Here is a 17,443-nt window from a genome sequence, read left to right as displayed (position 1 = left end):
GGCGTCCAGACGCCACGGGTTCACACCTGTAACGCTGTCCCGCGAGAAGGAAACGAGGAGACCATGTCCGACGTGCTCATCGACCGTCCCGAGCTCGAAGGGCTCGGCCAATACGAGTTCGGCTGGTCCGACTCCGACTCGGCAGGGTCCTCCGCCCGTCGTGGGATCTCGGAAGAGGTCGTCACCGACATCTCGAACCTCAAGGACGAGCCCGAGTGGATGCTGAAGAACCGCCTCAAGGGGCTGTCGCTCTTCGGCCGCAAGCCGATGCCGACGTGGGGTGCCGACCTGACGGGCATCGACTTCGACAACATCAAGTACTTCGTGCGCTCCACGGAGAAGCAGGCACAGTCGTGGGAAGACCTTCCCGAGGACATCCGTGCGACCTACGAGAAGCTCGGCATCCCCGAGGCCGAGCGCCAGCGCCTCGTCGCCGGTGTCGCCGCGCAGTACGAGTCCGAGGTCGTCTACCACCAGATCCGCGAGGACCTGGAGCAGCAGGGCGTCATCTTCATGGACACCGACACGGCGCTCCGTGAGCACCCGGAGCTGTTCGAGGAGTACTTCGGCACCGTGATCCCGGCCGGCGACAACAAGTTCGCCGCGCTGAACACGGCCGTCTGGTCCGGTGGCTCGTTCGTCTACGTCCCGAAGGGCGTCCACGTCGAGATCCCGCTGCAGGCCTACTTCCGGATCAACACCGAGAACATGGGCCAGTTCGAGCGGACGCTGATCATCGCGGACGAGGACTCGTACGTCCACTACATCGAGGGCTGCACCGCCCCGATCTACAAGTCCGACTCGCTGCACTCGGCCGTCGTCGAGATCATCGTGAAGAAGAACGCCCGCGTTCGGTACACGACGATCCAGAACTGGTCAAACAACGTCTACAACCTCGTCACCAAGCGTGCGATCGCACACGAGGGCGCGACGATGGAGTGGATCGACGGCAACATCGGGTCCAAGGTCACGATGAAGTACCCGTCGATCTACCTCGCCGGAGAGCACGCCAAGGGCGAGACGCTCTCCGTCGCCTTCGCCGGCCCCGGTCAGCACCAGGACGCCGGCGCGAAGATGATCCACATGGCGCCGTACACGACGTCCTCGATCGTCTCGAAGTCGATCGCCCGTGGTGGCGGTCGTGCGGGCTACCGCGGTGAGGTCCGGGTCGACCCGGCCGCGCACCACGCCGCCAACACCGTGCGCTGCGACGCCCTGCTGGTCGACACGATCAGCCGGAGCGACACCTACCCCGCGATCGACATCCGTGTCGACGACGTGCAGCTGGGACACGAGGCCACGGTCTCGCGTGTCAGCGAGGAGCAGCTCTTCTACCTCATGTCCCGCGGCATGGCCGAGGACGAGGCGATGGCGATGATCGTCCGTGGCTTCATCGAGCCGATCGCACGCGAGCTCCCGATGGAGTACGCACTCGAACTCAACAAGCTCATCGAGATGAGCATGGAAGGATCCGTCGGCTAGATGTCCAGCACCACCCCTCCCCACATCGACCAGCCGATCGAGCCCGCTGCCGCAGCGCAGGGCGGCACCCAGCACGGCGCCGGAGCCCACTCCGACGGCGGCTGGGACGCCCCCGACAAGAAGGTGCCGGTCCAGACCCGCTCCGAGCGGTTCCAGTCCGGCGACGTCGAGGCGTTCCCGAAGGTCACCGGCCGAGAGGTCAACTGGAAGTTCGCGCCGCTCACCAAGCTCCAGCCGCTGCTGGACGGCGCGCTCGACGGATCCGCCTACCCGTACCTCGCCCGCCAGTCCGAGGGCGCCGACGTCGAGTGGGGTCGCAGCGACGACCCCCGCGTCGGCTCCGCCGGCCTGCCCGAGGACCGCGCCTCGGCCGCAGCCTGGACCGCGCGTGACGCGGTCCTGGCGATCACGATCAAGGCCACCGAGGCGCACGAGTTCATCACCGTGACCCGCTCCGACTTCGGGTCGCAGCCCCGCGCCGCGCACACGGTCATCACGGCCGAGCCGAACTCCCAGGGCATCGTCGTGCTCGACAACCGCGGCAGCGCCCTGCTCAGCGAGAACGTCGAGATCGTCGCGCAGCAGAACGCGCGACTGACCGTCGTCAGCCTGCAGGACTGGGACGACGACGCGGTGCACGTCTCGACCCACTTCGCCGAGGTCGGCCGCGACGCGTTCCTCAAGCACGTCGTGGTCTCGCTCGGCGGCGACGTCATCCGCGTCAACCCCTCGACGCACCTCGGTGCGCAGGGTGCCGACACGGAGATGTACGGCGTGTACTTCGCCGACGCCGGCCAGTACATCGAGCAGCAGGTCTACGTGAACCACGACGCGCCCAACACGCGCGGTCGGGTCAACTACAAGGGCGCGCTGCAGGGCCAGGGCGCGCACACCGTCTGGATCGGTGACGTCCTGATCGGCCGCGCCGGAGACGGCACCGACTCGTACGAGCAGAACCGCAACCTCGTGCTGACGGACGGCACCCGTGCCGACAGCATCCCGAACCTCGAGATCGAGACGGGCAACATCGAGGGCGCCGGCCACGCGAGTGCGACCGGTCGCTTCGACGACGAGCAGCTGTTCTACCTGCAGTCCCGCGGCGTCCCGGAAGAAGAAGCCCGGCGCCTCGTCGTGCTCGGCTTCCTGGTCGAGGTCATCCAGAAGATCGGTGCACCCGAGCTCGAGGAACGCCTCATCGCCGCGGTCGAGCAGGAGCTGGCCGAGGGCCGTTCGGTCATCGCCGCACCGGCCGAGGCGGGCGACGCACAGGCCGCCACCTCGCAGGCTTCCGCCCCGCAGACCGCCGCTCCGCAGGCCACCGCCTGATGGCCGAGAAGGTCTGCGCCGAAGCCGACATCGCGGTGGACAGCCCGATGCGGGTGGTCGTCGACGGCACGGCGGTCGCGATCGTGAAGGACTCGGCCGGCACGGTCCACGCCATCGGCGACACCTGCACGCACGGCGACATCTCGCTGGCCGAGGGTTTCGTCGAGGGTGACTCGCTGGAGTGCTGGGCCCACGGGTCCCGCTTCTCACTGACCACCGGCAAGCCGCAGAACTTCCCGGCCTACGAGCCCGTCCCGGTCTTCCGGGTCGAGGTCCGCGACGGCGACGTCTACGTCGACGTGCAGGACGTCGTCCCGGTCGACTGAGCACCCCCAACACTTCCCGCGGCTGACGCCGCACACAGCTGCAACCGAAGGAACGCAATGTCCACTCTGGAAATCCGTGACCTCAAGGTCTCGATCGACACCGATCAGGGCACCAAGGAGATCCTGAAGGGTGTCGACCTCACCATCAACGAGGGCGAGATCCACGCGATCATGGGGCCGAACGGCTCCGGTAAGTCCACCCTGGCGTACACGATCGCCGGTCACCCGCGGTACAACGTCGTCGGTGGCACGATCACCCTCGACGGCGAGGACGTCCTCGCGATGAGCGTCGACGAGCGTGCCCGTGCCGGCATGTTCCTGGCGATGCAGTACCCGGTCGAGATCCCCGGCGTCACGGTGTCGAACTTCCTGCGCACCGCCAAGACGGCGATCGACGGCGAGGCTCCGGCGCTCCGTGGCTGGATCAAGGAACTCCGCCAGTCGATGGCCGACCTGAAGATGGACTCGTCGTTCGCCGAGCGCAACGTCAACGAGGGCTTCTCCGGTGGCGAGAAGAAGCGCCACGAGATCATGCAGCTCGAGCTCCTCAAGCCGAAGTTCGCCGTCCTCGACGAGACCGACTCCGGCCTCGACGTCGACGCGCTGAAGATCGTCTCCGAGGGCGTCAACCGCGCCAAGGCCGCGACCGGCCTCGGTGTGCTGCTCATCACGCACTACACGCGCATCCTCCGCTACATCAAGCCGGACTTCGTGCACGTGTTCGTCGCCGGCAAGATCGCGGAGCAGGGCGGCCCCGAGCTCGCCGACCGCCTCGAGAACGAGGGCTACGACCGCTACGTGCAGGTCGCCGCCGCCGAGGCGCAGGCCTGATGATCGCCGCACTCGCTCCCGACAAGTTCGACGAGGTCGTCGAGGGCCTGAAGGAGGTCCAGGACCCGGAGCTCGGCGTGAACATCGTCGACCTCGGCCTGATCTACGACCTCGCCTGGGACGACGACGCCAACGCGCTCGTCATCAGCATGACGCTCACCAGCGCCGGCTGCCCCCTGACCGACGTCATCGAGGGTGACACCGCGAACGCCCTCGACGGCATCGTGGACGCCTTCCGGATCAACTGGGTCTGGATGCCGCCGTGGGGTCCGGAACGGATCACCGACGACGGCCGCGAGATGATGCGCGCCCTCGGGTTCGCGATCTAGTCGCGACCCACCACGGACGGGAGGCGCGGTGCCAGCTGGCACCGCGCCTCCCGTCCGTCTGTGCGCACGCCACGCGCGGGGCGCGCCGCCGAGTGGTCGTGACCACACGCTCACGTTCGCCGAGTGGTCACGTTCTGTCGGCTGACCGCGCTCCAGGCGACGGGATGCGACCACTCGGCGTCCGGGTGGCGGGGAGTCGTGACCGACCGAAACCCCGGCCCGGCCCCGCACGGACTGTTCATCCCCGCACCGGACGCAGAACGGCCCCGCACCGATCAGGTGCGGGGCCGTTCTCGTACGACGGGTCAGCGGCGACCGACGACCTTCCACGCGAGCGGCAGGATGCCGGCGGCGATGAGGGCCTTGGCGATGCCACCGACGATGAACGGGTACAGGCCGGCGGCGAGCACCGACTGGACGTCGTTCGGGGCGCCGAGCTGGCCGAGCGCCACGGCCAGGTACGGCAGGCCGGTCACGAACGGGATGGCACTCGCGAGCAGCATCGCGACGGTGGCGCGGCCGACGTTGCGGTCCCAGTTGCGGCGGGCGAGCCAGCCGACGAGCCCGGCGGCGGGGATGAAGCCGATGACGTACCCGAAACTCGGCAGGGCCAGGGCCTGCAGACCGCCCTGCATGTCGGCGAAGAATGGGGCACCCGCGAGTCCGGCGACGGCGTAGACGAGCAGCGAGAGCATGCCGCGACGTGCGCCGAGGGTCGCGCCGACGAGCACGACGGCGAGCGTCTGCCCGGTGATCGGGACCGGCCACATCGGGACCTCGAGCTGCGCCATCGCGGCGGTGAACAGGGCTCCGCCGGCGACGAGGGCGGCGTCGGTGGCCAGCCCGTGCGTGCGCAGACGGTCGGCGAGGACTGCGCGGGGAGCGAACCCGGTGGCGTTCGTCATGGATTCTCCTAGAATGGACTGCTGGTTCCGTTCGGAACCATCGGTCCCGTCAGCGTAGCGGTGCACCTCACGCACACACCGTTGTGCAAACCCACCAACTGATTGGACGTCCACTGTGCTTGCCGTGCACGAACTCGAGATCCGCGTCGGAGCTCGTCTCCTCATGGAGGACGTGTCCTTCCGTGTCGAGAAGGGCGACAAGATCGGACTCGTCGGCCGCAACGGCGCGGGGAAGACGACGATGACCAAGGCCCTCGCGGGCGAGACGCAGCCGAACGGCGGCACGATCGACCGCGGTGGGGAGATCGGCTACCTGCCGCAGGACCCCCGCTCCGGCGACCCGGAGGAGACCGCGCGGAAGCGCATCCTCGACGCCCGTGGGCTCGGAGAGCTCGTGGAGGGCATCCGCCTCGCCACGCTCGACATGGCGAGCGACGACGCGGCCGTTGCCGAGAAGGCGATGCGACGCTACAGCCGCCTCGACGACCAGTTCAACGCGCTCGGTGGCTACGCGGCCGAGGCCGAGGCGGCGTCGATCGCCTCGAACCTGAAGCTGCCGGACCGCATCCTCGACCAGCAGCTCAAGACGCTCTCGGGTGGTCAGCGCCGGCGCATCGAGCTCGCCCGGATCCTGTTCTCGGACGCCGAGACGATGATCCTCGACGAGCCGACCAACCACCTCGACGCCGACTCCGTCGTGTGGCTCCGCGAGCACCTGAAGACCTACCCCGGTGGCGTCATCATCATCTCCCACGACGTCGAGCTCGTCGACGAGGTCGTGAACCGCGTCTTCTACCTGGACGCCAACCGCCAGACCATCGACATCTACAACATGGGCTGGAAGCTGTACCAGCGGCAGCGCGTCGCCGACGAGGAGCGCCGCCGCAAGGAGCGCGCGGGCGCCGAGAAGAAGGCCGCCACGCTCAAGGACCAGGCCGCTCGGTTCGGCGCGAAGGCGTCCAAGGCCGCGGCCGCGCACCAGATGGTCGCGCGTGCCGACAAGCTGCTCGCCGGCCTCGAGGACGAGCGTGTCGCCGACCGGGTCGCGAAGATCCGCTTCCCCACGCCGGCCCCGTGCGGCCGCACCCCGCTGATGGCCGAGGGGCTGTCGAAGTCGTACGGGTCGCTCGAGATCTTCGCGGGTGTCGACCTGGCGATCGACCGCGGTTCGCGCGTGGTCATCCTCGGCTTCAACGGTGCGGGCAAGACGACCCTGCTGCGCATCCTGGCGGGAGCCGACCAGCCCGACACCGGCGAGATCCAGCCCGGTCACGGTCTGCGCATCGGCTACTACGCGCAGGAGCACGAGAACATCGACATCAACCGCACCGTGATCGAGAACATGGTGTCGGCGTCGACGGACCTCAACGAGACCGAGGCCCGGCGGGTGCTCGGCTCGTTCCTGTTCACGGGCGACGACGGCTACAAGAAGGCCGGCGTCCTGTCCGGTGGCGAGAAGACCCGTCTGTCGCTCGCGATGATCGTGGTCTCCGGCGCGAACGTCCTGCTCCTCGACGAGCCGACGAACAACCTGGACCCGGCTTCGCGCGAGGAGATCCTCAATGCCCTCGCCGGCTTCGAGGGTGCGGTCGTCCTGGTGTCCCACGACGCCGGCGCGGTCGAGGCGCTCAACCCCGAGCGCGTGCTGCTGCTGCCCGACGGCACCGAGGACCACTGGAACAAGGACTACGCGGAGCTCATCGAGCTCGCCTAGCTGCCGCGCGTGTGGTCGGGCGAGGCCCGTCCGCACGGTGCCGCGTTCGCGGTCCGGTGCGGCGTTGCGTGCTGGGTGGCCGTTTGTGGCGCTGCACGGTGCTCGGAAGCGCGCACGGGGTTGCGAGGTCCGCACGGTGCGGCCTGGAGGCGCGGTGCGGTCGTGCGCCGTGCCTCCCGTCCGCGCGGTGCCCGTTTCGCTATCCGGTGCGGCGTTCCGTGCTGGGTGCGCGCGTGTGGCGCTGCACGGTGCGTGGAAGCGTGCACGGGGTTGCGAGGTGCGCACGGTGCGGTCCCGTCTGCACGGTGCGGTGTTCGCGGTCCGGTGCGGCGCTGGGTGCTGGGTGCGCGCTTGTGGCGCTGCACGGTGCGCGGAAGCGCGCACGGGGTTGCGAGGTCCGCACGGTGCGGCCTGGAGGCGCGGTGCGGTCGTGCGTCGCGCCTCCCGTCCGCACGGTGCCGCGTTCGCCATCCGGTGCGGCGTTGCGTGTTGGGTGTCCGCTTGTGGCGCTGCACGGTGCGCGGAAGCGCGCACAGTGCGGCCCCGTCCGCACGGTGCCGCGTTGGCCATCCGGTGCAGCGTTGCGTGCTGGGTGCCCGCTTGTGGCGCTGCACGGTGCTCGGAAGCGCGCACGGGGTTGCGAGGTCCGCACGGTGCGGTCTGGAGGCGCGGTGCCGGTCGTGCGCCGTGCCTCCCGTCTGCACGGTGCCGCGTTCGCCATCCGGTGCGGCGTTGCGCGCTGGGTGCGCGCTTGTGGCGCTGCACGGTGCGCGCAAGCGCGCACGGGGTTGCGAGGTGCGCACGGTGCGCCGACGCGCACCCACGGACGCGCCTCGGCCGCGCCACGGCCGCGCGTCAGCGACGTGACGCGATGAGCTCGTCCTCGATCTCGGCGTCGGTCTTCGGCTTCGCGTTCTTGCGGCGTTCGCGCTCGAGGGCGCGCTCGCGCTCCTCGGGGTCGTCCTGGTTGAGGTTCCGGTACTCCTGCACCATCACGTACGCCAGGAAGCCGAACCCCCCGGCGGCGAACAGGAACCACTGGATGAAGTAGCTCAGGTGCAGCCCCGTGTCGGCGTTCGGACGCTCCCAGCCGAGCGGACGTGCCTCGGTCGGTGCGGGGGACTCGGAGGCGAGCTGCCCGTACGCACCGGTCCAGATCGGGTCGTCGACCTTGTTCGCAACGTCGGCCAGGGTCACCGACTGCACCTGGTCGGTGTCCTTCGGGTCGGAGCGGCCGGGGATGCGCGGTTCGCTCTGCTGCAGGCGGACGATCGCGGTGACCTCACCGGACGGGGGAGCGGGCACGTGGTCGGGTGCGTCCTGGGCGTTGCCGGTCGGCACCCACCCGCGGTCGACGATGAAGGCGCGGCCTTCGGACGTGACCAGGGGCGTCAGGACCTCGAACCCGGGCTGCCCGTTGTGCACGCGGTTGCGCACGAGCAGCTGCGAGTCGACGTCGTAGCGGCCGGTCACGGCGACCCGGAGCCACTCCTGCTCGTCCTGCCAGCTCGAGGCCTTCGGCAGCGCCCGGTCGAGGGGGACGGGGGTGTGGTCGTAGTTCTGCGCGACCTGCTCGTTCTGCCGGACGGCCTCGTTGCGGCGGTCCCACTGCCACATGCCGAACAGTGCGCACACGATCGCGAAGGCGACGGCGATCGCGAAGTAGCCGAGCCAGCGGCGGCTCCGGACGAAGCGCCAGCCCACGAACGGTTCGTCGGGGTCCCGACCGGACGAGCCCGACCTGGTGTCGTCGGTCGAGCGGGACTCCGCGGCGGCGCGCTGCAGCTTGGCGGCGTGCTTGCGGCCGTACCGGGACTGCGGGTCGAAGCCGTCGGTCATCGCGAGGTGCCGGTGGAGCGCACCCCGACGTCGTTCTTCGGCGCCGCCGTTGACTCGCGCTCGTCGTCGAGGTGGTCGACGTCCTCGTGCATGCCGGTGACGCGCACCGGGAAGGAGCGGGACCGCAGGTAGTCGGCCAGGAAGTCGCGGTGTTCTTCGCACGCGGCCCAGATCTTCACGCGGTCGATCGCGTGGATCCGGGGGTTGCGCCAGTTCACACGCCACCCGGCCGTCGACACGCAGCCGGCACGCGAGCACACCGGGGTGGATCCGGGTTCGGTCTGCAGGTCGAACGTCGCACCCATCAGCGGGGTCCCCACATCTTCGATCGGTCGCCGTTGCGCTGCCACTCGTCCTGCGCATGCTGCGCCTGCTGGCGGAGGCGGTCCTGCTCGTCGCGGTAGGCCTGGGCCCGGGCGTCCTCCTGCTGTTCGCGGAGACGCGGGTCGACGGCGTCGTAGAGCTCGATGGACCCGGCGGGGGAGATCATGTCGCTCTCGGTCCGGCTGCCGGCGTTCGCGATGACGACGGCGACCCAGGGGATCACCGCGGCGAGGACGATCGGGATGACCGCGAGCCATGAGTGCCAGATCGAGTACACGAGCACGGCGGAGATGAAGAGGACCACTCGGATGGCCATCTGCCAGACGTAGCGGGACAGGCGGTGCGCCCGGTCCTGCTCCGGTGTGTCCGGCAGCGACGTGATGCTCGTGTGCGTGCTCTTCATACAGATGGTCTCCGTCTACCCGTGGTCAAGCCTAATCCCGCCGGACCGATCGTGGGTGCGCCGCGCGCGAACCGGCGGGGTGGTCCGCTCCGGTACGCTCGTCCGGGCGTGTCCGCCGGGTCCCCGGCACCGCGTGCCGAGCAGATCCCACCGAACGGAGCGACCATGAGCACCCCCCGTACCGTCCTCATCACCGGCGGCAACCGCGGCATCGGCCACGCGCTGGCCGAGCGGTTCGTCGCAGCCGGCCACCGGGTCGCCGTGACGTCGCGCAGCGGCCAGGGTGGTCCCGAGGGCGCGCTGACGGTGCAGGCCGACATCACCGACACGGCGTCCGTCGACGCCGCGTTCACGCAGGTCGAGGCCGAGCTCGGTCCGATCGAGGTCCTCGTCGCGAACGCCGGCATCACCAACGACCAGCTGCTCCTCCGCATGTCCGAGGACGACTTCACCAGCGTGGTCGACACGAACCTCACGGGCACCTTCCGCGTCGTCAAGCGCGCCACGAAGGGCATGATGAAGGCCAAGTTCGGCCGCATCGTGCTGATGTCGAGCGTCGTGGGCGCCTACGGCCAGATCGGCCAGGTCAACTACGCGTCCTCGAAGGCCGCCCTGGTCGGCATGGCCCGGTCGATCACGCGTGAGCTCGGCTCGCGCGGCATCACCGCCAACGTCGTGGCGCCCGGCTTCATCCAGACGGACATGACCGCCGCGCTCTCCGACGAGCTGCAGGCCGAGTTCAAGAAGGCGATCCCGGCCGCCCGCTACGGCACGGTCGACGACGTCGCCGACGCCACGCTGTTCCTGGCGAGCGACGGCGCCGGGTACGTCTCCGGTGCGATCATCCCGGTCGACGGTGGCCTCGGGATGGGCCACTAGCCCTCGGACTGATCAGCCGCGCAGACCGAGCGTCGCGAGCACGGCGGACAGGTCACGGTCGACGACCGCGACGTCCGCCTGCTCCCGCACGCGCGGCTTCGCGTCGAACGCCACCGAGAGCGCGGCGACGCGCATCATCTCGAGGTCGTTCGCGCCGTCGCCGATGGCGATGGTCCGTGCCGGGTCGACCCCGTCGGCGTCCGCCCACTCGCGGAGCGCGACGGCCTTGGCGTGCGCGTCGACGACGTCGCCGAGCACGCGGCCGGTGAGCACGCCGTCGGTGACCTCGAGGCGGTTCGCCCGGCAGTGGTCGAGGCCCAGCTGCTCGGCGAACGGGTCGAGCACCTCGTGGAACCCGCCGGACACCACGCCGACGGTGCCGCCTGCGGCGTGCACCCCGCGGACGAGCTGGTCGGCGCCCCGCGTCACACGGACCGCCTGCTGTGCACGGACGAAGACGTCTGCCTGGAGGCCCGCAAGGGTCGCGACACGCTCCCGGAGGCTCTCGGCGAAGTCGAGTTCCCCGCGCATGGCGCGCTCCGTGATCGCCGCCACCTGTGGCCGGGTCCCGGCGCTGTCGGCGAGCAGTTCGATCACCTCGTCCTCGAGGAGCGTGGAATCGGCATCGAGGACGACGAGGAAGCGGGGCACGCACCAACGGTACCGACTGACGAAAGGCACGGCCGCGTCCGTGACGCGAGCCGTGCCTCCAGGCCGTCCGTCCGGGGCTGCGCCCCGGGTGTCTGCTTCGTTACGCGTCGTGCCTATGCGTCGACGCGGACGCCCTTGCCGACCACGGTGATGCCCGACTCCGTGACGGTGAAGCCGCGCGCTTCGTCGGCCTCGCGGTCGACGCCGACCTGCGCGCCCGGTGCGATGACGACGTCCTTGTCGAGGATGGCGCGGTTGACGACCGCGCCGGCGCCGATGGTGGCGCGCTCGAACACGATCGAGTCGAGGACCTTCGCGCCGGAGTCGATCGAGCACCAGGGCCCGATCATGCTGCGCTCGACCTGCGCACCCGACACCAGGCAGCCGAGCGACACGAGCGAGTCCACCGTGGACCCGGTGTTGCCGTTCGCGTCGCGGACGAACTTCGCCGGCGGCAGGTTCGTCTGCTGGTTGAAGATCGGCCAGTCCTGGTTGTACAGGTTGAAGACCGGGACCGGGGCGATGAGGTCCATGTGGGCGTCGAAGAACGAGTCGATGGTGCCCACGTCGCGCCAGTAGTACTTGTCGCGGTCGGTGGACCCGGGGACCTCGTTGCGCTGCAGGTCGTACACGCCGGCGTCGCCGCGGTTGACGAAGTCGGGGACGATGTCGCCGCCCATGTCGTGCGCGGACGTCTCGAGTTGGCCGTCGCGCAGGACCGCGTCGACGAGCGCGTCCGCGTTGAACACGTAGTTGCCCATCGAGGCCAGGATCTCGCCGGGGGAGTCGGCCAGCCCGACGGCGTCCTTCGGCTTCTCGAGGAACGCGTCGATCTTCGTGGGGTCGTCGTCGGCCACCTGGATGACGCCGAACTGGTCGGCGAGCCCGATCGGCTGACGGATCGCCGCCACCGTGGCACTGCGGCCGGACGCGATGTGCGCCTCGACCATCTGGTGGAAGTCCATCCGGTACACGTGGTCCGCACCGACGACGACCACGATGTCGGGTCGCTCGTCGCGCAACAGGTTGAGCGACTGCAGGATCGCGTCGGCCGAGCCGGCGAACCAGCGCTTGCCGAGCCGCTGCTGCGCGGGGACGGACGCGACGTAGGAGCCGAGCAGCCCCTCCATGCGCCACGTCTCCGCGACGTGCCGGTCGAGACTGTGCGACTTGTACTGGGTCAGGACGACGATCTTCTGCAGACCGGAGTTGACCAGGTTCGACAGTGCGAAGTCGATGAGACGGAAGTTGCCGCCGAACGGGACGGCGGGCTTCGCGCGATCGGCCGTGAGCGGCATGAGTCGTTTGCCCTCGCCGCCGGCGAGCACGATGCCGAAGACCTTCTTTGGTGCCATGCCGCTCACAGTAGGCGTCAGCACTGGGAACCGGTTACGTTGAACCAGTGCGAGTCGATCTGCTGACCAGGGAGTATCCGCCGGAGGTCTACGGCGGAGCGGGTGTCCACGTGTCCGAACTCACCGCCGCATTGCGGTCGGGGACGGACACGGAAGTCCGTGTCCGGGCCTTCGGGGCCTTCCGTGACGAACCCGACGTGTGGGGCTACCGGACCCCGGACGGCCTCGGCCAGGCGAACGGCGCGCTGCAGGCCCTCGGGACCGACGTGGCCATCGCGGCCGACGTCGAGGGCGCCGACCTCGTGCACTCGCACACCTGGTACGCGAACTCCGCGGGCCGGATCGCGCAGCTGACCTACGGCATCCCCCACATCGTGACCGCCCACAGCCTCGAGCCCCTCCGCCCGTGGAAGGCCGAGCAGCTCGGCGGCGGCTACCGCCTGTCCAGCTGGATGGAGCGCGAGGCGTTCGAACACGCCGACGGCGTCATCGCGGTCTCGAAGGCCATGCGTGCGGACATCCTGCGCTCGTACCCGTCGATCGACCCCGCGAAGGTCCACGTCGTCTACAACGGCATCGACATCGACGCGTGGAAGCCGACCGTCGACGAGGACGCCGTGCGCGCCCTCGGCATCGACCCGACGCGCCCGAGCGTCGTGTTCGTCGGACGCATCACCCGCCAGAAGGGCCTGCCATACCTGCTCCGAGCCGTGGCGTCGCTGCCGTCGGACGTGCAGATCGTGCTGTGCGCCGGCGCGCCGGACACCCCCGAGATCCTGGCCGAGGTCACCGAGCTCGTCGAGGGCCTCCGCGCGGAACGTGAAGGCGTCGTCTGGATCGACCGGATGCTCGCGCACGAGGAGATCGTGAACGTGCTGTCCTCGGGCACCGTGTTCGTCTGCCCGTCGGTCTACGAGCCGCTCGGCATCGTGAACCTCGAGGCCATGGCGTGCGGCATCCCGGTCGTCGGCACCGGCACCGGGGGCATCCCCGAGGTCGTCGCCGACGGGCTCACCGGTCGCATCGTCCCGATCGACCAGGTGCAGGACGGCACCGGCACCCCGACCGACCCCGACCGCTTCGTGGCCGACCTCGCCGCGACCCTCACCGAGGTGCTCGCCGACGAGGGGCTGGCGAAGCTCATGGGACGCGCCGGACGGCTCCGTGTCGAGACCGAGTTCACCTGGGACGCGATCGCCACCAGGACACGGCAGGTCTACGACCGGGTGCTCGGCCAGAACCCGTAGGCTGGTCGCATGCCCTCGGTCGTGCGCTTGTCAGACGTCTCCGTGGTCCGCAACGGGGCCACCATCCTCGACGCGATCTCGTGGGAGGTGCAGGACGACGAACGCTGGGTCGTGCTCGGCGCGAACGGCGCCGGCAAGACGACGCTGCTGCAGGTCGCCGGCGCCCAGACGTTCCCGACCTCGGGTGACGTCGAGGTGCTCGGGACCGAACTCGGCGGCGCCGACTTGTTCGAGCTCCGCCCGCGCATCGGCTTCGCGTCGACCGCGCTGGCCCGTCGCATCCCGGTGACCGAGAAGGTCATCGACGTCGTGCTCACCGCGGCGTACTCGGTCACGGGCCGCTGGAACGAGGAGTACGAGGAGCTCGACGTCCGCCGGGCGCAGCGCGTGCTCGAGGAGTGGGGCCTGGGGTCCTTCACCGACCGCACGTTCGGCGACCTGAGCGACGGCGAGCAGAAGCGCGTGCAGATCGCCCGCGCCGTGATGACCGACCCGGAGATCCTGTTCCTCGACGAACCGGCCGCGTCGCTCGACCTCGGCGCCCGTGAGAGCCTCGTCCGCACCCTCGGCGGCTACGCCCAGAGCGCCGACTCGCCGGCCATCGTCATCGTGACCCACCACGTCGAGGAGATACCCGCCGGGTTCACCCACGCGCTCGTCCTCGCCGACGGCCACGTGCAGGCCGCCGGCCCCATCGACGAGGTCCTGACGGACCAGACCCTGACCGAGGCGTTCGGCATCGACCTCTCGGTCACCAAGGACGCCGGTCGCTACACGGCACGCGCCGCGTAGCGCTGCGATCCCGCCGTCTCTCTGGTATCGTGGACGGCTGGCGCAAGCCGACGACTTCCCGCGCAGTTCGCGCAATCCCATCACCGCTATCGAGGAATCTCCATGAAGACCGACACCCACCCCGAGTACCGCGCCATCGTCTTCCGCGACCTGGCCTCCGGTGAGACGTTCCTGACGCGTTCGACCGCGAACAGCGACAAGACCATCGAGCTCGACGGTGCGACCTACCCGGTCATCGACGTCGAGATCTCGTCCGCTTCGCACCCGTTCTACACGGGCAAGCAGCGCATCCTCGACTCGGCCGGTCGCGTCGAGAAGTTCAACCAGCGCTTCAAGGGCTTCAGCAAGTAAGCAGCCCCCACGCAACGCCCACGGGCGGTCCTCCTCCGGGAGGGCCGCCCGTTCGCGTTGTGCGGTGCCTCCGGCTGCCGCTGGACCTGGAACACAAGACACCGGTGTTCGCGCGTCACACCGCGTTCTGCGGGTGTTCGGCGCGTGGACACCGGTGCTGTGCGAAGGGGCAGTGCGAGGTCAGGCGCCGTTGCGGTGGGGCCAGCGGCCGTCGGCGGTGAACGTCGGGTCGCGCTTCTTGCGCATGTAGTCCTGGAACGAGGTGGCCTGCTCGGCGCACCAGCCGACCTGCTTGCGGTGGAGTTCCTCGGCGGAGATGGCGAGCTCGTCCGGGTACTTGCCCGCGATGGCCTGGGCGACACGCCCGGCAGCGATCGCGTCGGCACCGGCGTCGTGGGCGTCGTCGAGGGTGACGCCGTAGAGCTCGGACGCGGCCTCGAGCGTGCGCTTGCCCTTGCGGAAGGTGTCGAGCGCCTTGTCGATCACCAGCGGGTCGACGACGTTGCCGATGACGGGCGAGGCGAACCCGTGCCGCTTCGCCTCGCGGTCGAGGACGGTGAGGTCGTACGGGGCGTTGTAGATCACCAGGGGGATGCCCCGGGCGAACACGGCCTCGATCGCGGCGATGATCTCGGCGACGACCTCGGCCGCGGGACGCCCCTCGGCCTGGGCGCGCTCGGTGGTGTAGCCGTGCACGGCCGCGGCGCCCTCCGGGATCGGCACGCCGGGGTCCGCGATCCAGGCACCCTCGACGATGGAGGCCCCGGTCATGTCGATGAGCCCGACGTGGGCGGTGACGATGCGGGCCGTCTCGACGTCGACCCCGGTGGTCTCGAGGTCGAAGACGCCCAGCGCGTGCCACCAGGGCCGACCCGTGAGGTCCTGGGACGGAGCGGGCGCGTCGAGCTGTGCTGTGGGGAACGTCACGCGGTCAGGCTAACGGGACGCACCGACACCCCCGACTACCGGGTCGGCGCGCCGACGTGCAGCCAGTAGAACGACTGCGTGCCCATGGTGAGCGTGACGGTGCCGTCCTCGTCGAACGACGGGAACGAGCTGCCGCCGAACAGGTCGTAGAGCGGGCGCCCCGCGAACTCCGGAGCGGAGATCGTGACCGAGGTCGGGTTCGTCGCGAACGAGAACACGCACAGGACGTCCTCGGCGGAGGGGCCGAACTGCTGGCCGGAGCCCTCCCACGAGCGGACGAAGGCGAGCACCGAGTCGTTCGAGGTCTCCTGCACGTGCAGGGACCCGAGGCCGAACACCGGGTGGGCCTTGCGCGTGTGGATGACGTTCCGGACCCAGTGCAGCAGCGAGCGCGACTGGGCGAGCTGCGCCTCGACGTTCACTTGCGCGTAGTTGTACACGAGCGACTGCACGACGGGCAGGTAGAGCTTGCCCGGGTCGGCGGTGGAGAAGCCGGCGTTGCGGTCCGGCGTCCACTGCATCGGCGTGCGCGACGAGTCGCGGTCCGGCAGCCAGATGTTGTCGCCCATCCCGATCTCGTCGCCGTAGTACAGGAACGGCGAACCGGGCAGCGAGAACAGCAGCGCGTGGATGAGCTCGAGCTCGGCGCGCGAGTTGTCGAGCAGGGGAGCGAGACGTCGGCGGATACCGATGTTCGAGCGCATCCGCGGGTCGTAGCCGTACCAGCCGTACATCGCCTGCCGGTACTCCTCGCTCACCATCTCGAGCGTGAGTTCGTCGTGGTTGCGGAGGAAGACGCCCCACGCCGCGCTGGCCGGCACGTCGAGGGTCTCGGAGAGGATCGCCTTGAGCTCGGCGGCGTGCTGGGCACGGAGCGAGTAGAAGATGCGCGGCATCACCGGGAAGTCGAACGCCATGTGGCACTCGGGCTCCTCGTCTGTGCCGAAGAACGCCGCCGTCTCGCGCGGCCACTGGTTGGCCTCGGCCAGGAGCACGCGGCCGGGGTACTCGTCGTCGACCATCGCGCGGAGCTTCTTGATGAACTCGTGGGTCTCCGGCTCGCCCTCGCCGTTGCCCTCCTCTGATTCGAACAGGTACGGGATCGCGTCGAGCCGGAGCCCGTCGACGCCCATGTCGAGCCAGTGCCGGACGACGTCGTAGATCGCCTCGATGACCGCGGGGTTCTCGAAGTTCAGGTCGGGCTGGTGCGAGAAGAAGCGGTGGAAGAAGAACTGGCGTCGGACCGGGTCGAAGGTCCAGTTGGACTCCTCGGTGTCGACGAAGATGATGCGGATGTTCGAGTAGTCCTCGTCCGTGTCCCGCCAGACGTAGAAGTCGCCGTAGGGGCCGTCCGGGTCCTCGCGGGACTGCTGGAACCACTCGTGCTGGTCGCTGGTGTGGTTGATCACCATGTCGATCACGATGCGCATGTTCCGCTCGTGCGACTTCGTGACGAGCTCGCGGAAGTCGTCGAGCGTGCCGAACTCCGGCAGGATCGCCCGGTAGTCGGCGATGTCGTACCCGCCGTCGCGCATCGGCGACTGGAAGAACGGCGGCAGCCACAGGGCGTCCACGCCGAGCCACTGCAGGTAGTCGAGCTTGCCGATCACGCCCTGGATGTCGCCGATGCCGTCTCCGTTGGAGTCGACGAACGACCGGATCATGCACTCGTAGAAGACCGAGCGCTTGTACCACTGCGGGTCGAGCGTCAGGCCGGGCAGCTGGATCGGGGCTGTGAAGGTCACCGTGCTCCTCGTCGTCA

At 69.5% G+C, this 17,443-nt stretch carries 18 protein-coding genes; 10 read left to right on the top strand and 8 right to left on the bottom strand.

The features are described from left to right. Positions 1 to 63: 63 nt before the first annotated feature. The 5 genes from sufB to DEJ01_RS07375 are packed head-to-tail and all read left to right on the top strand — an operon-like array spanning position 64 to position 4,294. Positions 64 to 1,482, top strand: coding sequence for a Fe-S cluster assembly protein SufB (gene sufB, locus DEJ01_RS07395; protein ID WP_071403757.1), 1,419 nt, complete (start codon positions 64 to 66; stop codon positions 1,480 to 1,482). Continuing rightward, positions 1,483 to 2,808 carry a Fe-S cluster assembly protein SufD gene (gene sufD, locus DEJ01_RS07390; protein ID WP_111092627.1) on the top strand — a complete coding sequence of 442 codons (1,326 nt, stop codon included), beginning with the start codon at positions 1,483 to 1,485 and terminating at the stop codon, positions 2,806 to 2,808. It begins immediately after the preceding gene. Then, a complete protein-coding gene (locus tag DEJ01_RS07385) occupies positions 2,808 to 3,134 on the top strand; it encodes a non-heme iron oxygenase ferredoxin subunit (RefSeq protein ID WP_375342377.1) in 327 nt (108 codons plus the stop codon). The genes sufD and DEJ01_RS07385 overlap by 1 nt, the downstream gene beginning before the upstream one ends. 57 nt (positions 3,135 to 3,191) lie before the next feature. After that, positions 3,192 to 3,965 (top strand): Fe-S cluster assembly ATPase SufC, encoded by a 774-nt coding sequence (sufC, locus tag DEJ01_RS07380; protein WP_071403760.1) that lies wholly within the window; start codon positions 3,192 to 3,194, stop codon positions 3,963 to 3,965. Beyond that, positions 3,965 to 4,294, top strand: coding sequence for a metal-sulfur cluster assembly factor (locus DEJ01_RS07375; protein ID WP_017887270.1), 330 nt, complete (start codon positions 3,965 to 3,967; stop codon positions 4,292 to 4,294). The genes sufC and DEJ01_RS07375 overlap by 1 nt, the downstream gene beginning before the upstream one ends. Before the next feature lie 305 nt (positions 4,295 to 4,599). Here the strand turns inward: DEJ01_RS07375 and DEJ01_RS07370 are convergent, their stop codons facing one another. After that, positions 4,600 to 5,199 carry a biotin transporter BioY gene (locus DEJ01_RS07370; RefSeq protein ID WP_111092625.1) on the bottom strand — a complete coding sequence of 200 codons (600 nt, stop codon included), beginning with the start codon at positions 5,197 to 5,199 and terminating at the stop codon, positions 4,600 to 4,602. A gap of 115 nt (positions 5,200 to 5,314) precedes the next feature. Between DEJ01_RS07370 and DEJ01_RS07365 the strand changes: the two genes are divergently transcribed. After that, positions 5,315 to 6,913, top strand: coding sequence for an ABC-F family ATP-binding cassette domain-containing protein (locus DEJ01_RS07365; protein WP_071403762.1), 1,599 nt, complete (start codon positions 5,315 to 5,317; stop codon positions 6,911 to 6,913). A gap of 855 nt (positions 6,914 to 7,768) precedes the next feature. Here DEJ01_RS07365 and DEJ01_RS07360 read toward each other — a convergent pair. The 3 genes from DEJ01_RS07360 to DEJ01_RS07350 are packed head-to-tail and all read right to left on the bottom strand — an operon-like array spanning position 7,769 to position 9,479. After that, positions 7,769 to 8,752 (bottom strand): SURF1 family protein, encoded by a 984-nt coding sequence (locus DEJ01_RS07360; protein ID WP_111092624.1) that lies wholly within the window; start codon positions 8,750 to 8,752, stop codon positions 7,769 to 7,771. Then, positions 8,749 to 9,057, bottom strand: a complete 309-nt coding sequence (locus DEJ01_RS07355) for a hypothetical protein (protein ID WP_371830589.1) — start codon at positions 9,055 to 9,057, stop codon at positions 8,749 to 8,751. The genes DEJ01_RS07360 and DEJ01_RS07355 overlap by 4 nt, the downstream gene beginning before the upstream one ends. Next, a complete protein-coding gene (locus tag DEJ01_RS07350; RefSeq protein WP_051596733.1) occupies positions 9,057 to 9,479 on the bottom strand; it encodes a DUF3099 domain-containing protein in 423 nt (140 codons plus the stop codon). Before DEJ01_RS07350 ends, DEJ01_RS07355 begins: the two co-directional genes overlap by 1 nt. A 165-nt stretch (positions 9,480 to 9,644) precedes the next feature. Between DEJ01_RS07350 and fabG the strand changes: the two genes are divergently transcribed. Continuing rightward, positions 9,645 to 10,358 carry a 3-oxoacyl-ACP reductase FabG gene (fabG, locus tag DEJ01_RS07345; protein WP_027465673.1) on the top strand — a complete coding sequence of 238 codons (714 nt, stop codon included), beginning with the start codon at positions 9,645 to 9,647 and terminating at the stop codon, positions 10,356 to 10,358. Positions 10,359 to 10,370: 12 nt separating this feature from the next. On the opposite strand, the gene serB is transcribed toward fabG, so the two are convergent. Continuing rightward, positions 10,371 to 11,009 carry a phosphoserine phosphatase SerB gene (serB, locus tag DEJ01_RS07340; RefSeq protein ID WP_111039106.1) on the bottom strand — a complete coding sequence of 213 codons (639 nt, stop codon included), beginning with the start codon at positions 11,007 to 11,009 and terminating at the stop codon, positions 10,371 to 10,373. A gap of 113 nt (positions 11,010 to 11,122) precedes the next feature. Beyond that, a complete protein-coding gene (locus DEJ01_RS07335; RefSeq protein ID WP_111023028.1) occupies positions 11,123 to 12,364 on the bottom strand; it encodes a glucose-1-phosphate adenylyltransferase in 1,242 nt (413 codons plus the stop codon). Between the two features lie 47 nt (positions 12,365 to 12,411). On the opposite strand from DEJ01_RS07335, the gene glgA reads away from it, so the two are divergent. From glgA to DEJ01_RS07320, 3 genes are all read left to right on the top strand, one after another. Continuing rightward, positions 12,412 to 13,611, top strand: coding sequence for a glycogen synthase (glgA, locus tag DEJ01_RS07330; RefSeq protein WP_071403766.1), 1,200 nt, complete (start codon positions 12,412 to 12,414; stop codon positions 13,609 to 13,611). A gap of 9 nt (positions 13,612 to 13,620) precedes the next feature. Continuing rightward, positions 13,621 to 14,403 (top strand): ABC transporter ATP-binding protein, encoded by a 783-nt coding sequence (locus DEJ01_RS07325; RefSeq protein WP_017887279.1) that lies wholly within the window; start codon positions 13,621 to 13,623, stop codon positions 14,401 to 14,403. Between the two features lie 102 nt (positions 14,404 to 14,505). Then, complete coding sequence (locus tag DEJ01_RS07320; RefSeq protein ID WP_017887280.1) at positions 14,506 to 14,754, top strand: type B 50S ribosomal protein L31; 249 nt, start codon at positions 14,506 to 14,508, stop codon at positions 14,752 to 14,754. 180 nt (positions 14,755 to 14,934) lie between these two features. On the opposite strand, the gene DEJ01_RS07315 is transcribed toward DEJ01_RS07320, so the two are convergent. Then, positions 14,935 to 15,681 (bottom strand): 3'-5' exonuclease, encoded by a 747-nt coding sequence (locus DEJ01_RS07315; RefSeq protein WP_220038670.1) that lies wholly within the window; start codon positions 15,679 to 15,681, stop codon positions 14,935 to 14,937. A 35-nt stretch (positions 15,682 to 15,716) separates the two neighbouring features. Next, positions 15,717 to 17,426, bottom strand: a complete 1,710-nt coding sequence (gene treS / locus DEJ01_RS07310) for a maltose alpha-D-glucosyltransferase (protein ID WP_071403984.1) — start codon at positions 17,424 to 17,426, stop codon at positions 15,717 to 15,719. Positions 17,427 to 17,443: the final 17 nt, after the last annotated feature.

This window comes from Curtobacterium sp. MCLR17_040 (assembly GCF_003234735.1).
In the GTDB taxonomy this organism is placed as follows: Bacteria; Actinomycetota; Actinomycetes; order Actinomycetales; family Microbacteriaceae; genus Curtobacterium; species Curtobacterium flaccumfaciens.
Note: the sequence above shows the minus strand (reverse complement) of the source record. Positions and strands in the feature narration are given on the sequence as shown.

Excerpts from the sequence above, each read along its gene's own strand:
- sufB (WP_071403757.1), top strand. The coding sequence starts at position 64 with ATGTCCGACGTGCTCATCGACCGTCCCGAGCTCGAAGGGCTCGGCCAA.
- sufD (WP_111092627.1), top strand. The coding sequence starts at position 1,483 with ATGTCCAGCACCACCCCTCCCCACATCGACCAGCCGATCGAGCCCGCT.
- DEJ01_RS07385 (WP_375342377.1), top strand. The coding sequence starts at position 2,808 with ATGGCCGAGAAGGTCTGCGCCGAAGCCGACATCGCGGTGGACAGCCCG.
- sufC (WP_071403760.1), top strand. The coding sequence starts at position 3,192 with ATGTCCACTCTGGAAATCCGTGACCTCAAGGTCTCGATCGACACCGAT.
- DEJ01_RS07375 (WP_017887270.1), top strand. The coding sequence starts at position 3,965 with ATGATCGCCGCACTCGCTCCCGACAAGTTCGACGAGGTCGTCGAGGGC.
- DEJ01_RS07370 (WP_111092625.1), bottom strand. The coding sequence starts at position 5,199 with ATGACGAACGCCACCGGGTTCGCTCCCCGCGCAGTCCTCGCCGACCGT.
- DEJ01_RS07360 (WP_111092624.1), bottom strand. The coding sequence starts at position 8,752 with ATGACCGACGGCTTCGACCCGCAGTCCCGGTACGGCCGCAAGCACGCC.
- DEJ01_RS07355 (WP_371830589.1), bottom strand. The coding sequence starts at position 9,057 with ATGGGTGCGACGTTCGACCTGCAGACCGAACCCGGATCCACCCCGGTG.
- DEJ01_RS07350 (WP_051596733.1), bottom strand. The coding sequence starts at position 9,479 with ATGAAGAGCACGCACACGAGCATCACGTCGCTGCCGGACACACCGGAG.
- fabG (WP_027465673.1), top strand. The coding sequence starts at position 9,645 with ATGAGCACCCCCCGTACCGTCCTCATCACCGGCGGCAACCGCGGCATC.
- DEJ01_RS07335 (WP_111023028.1), bottom strand. The coding sequence starts at position 12,364 with ATGGCACCAAAGAAGGTCTTCGGCATCGTGCTCGCCGGCGGCGAGGGC.
- DEJ01_RS07325 (WP_017887279.1), top strand. The coding sequence starts at position 13,621 with ATGCCCTCGGTCGTGCGCTTGTCAGACGTCTCCGTGGTCCGCAACGGG.
- DEJ01_RS07320 (WP_017887280.1), top strand. The coding sequence starts at position 14,506 with ATGAAGACCGACACCCACCCCGAGTACCGCGCCATCGTCTTCCGCGAC.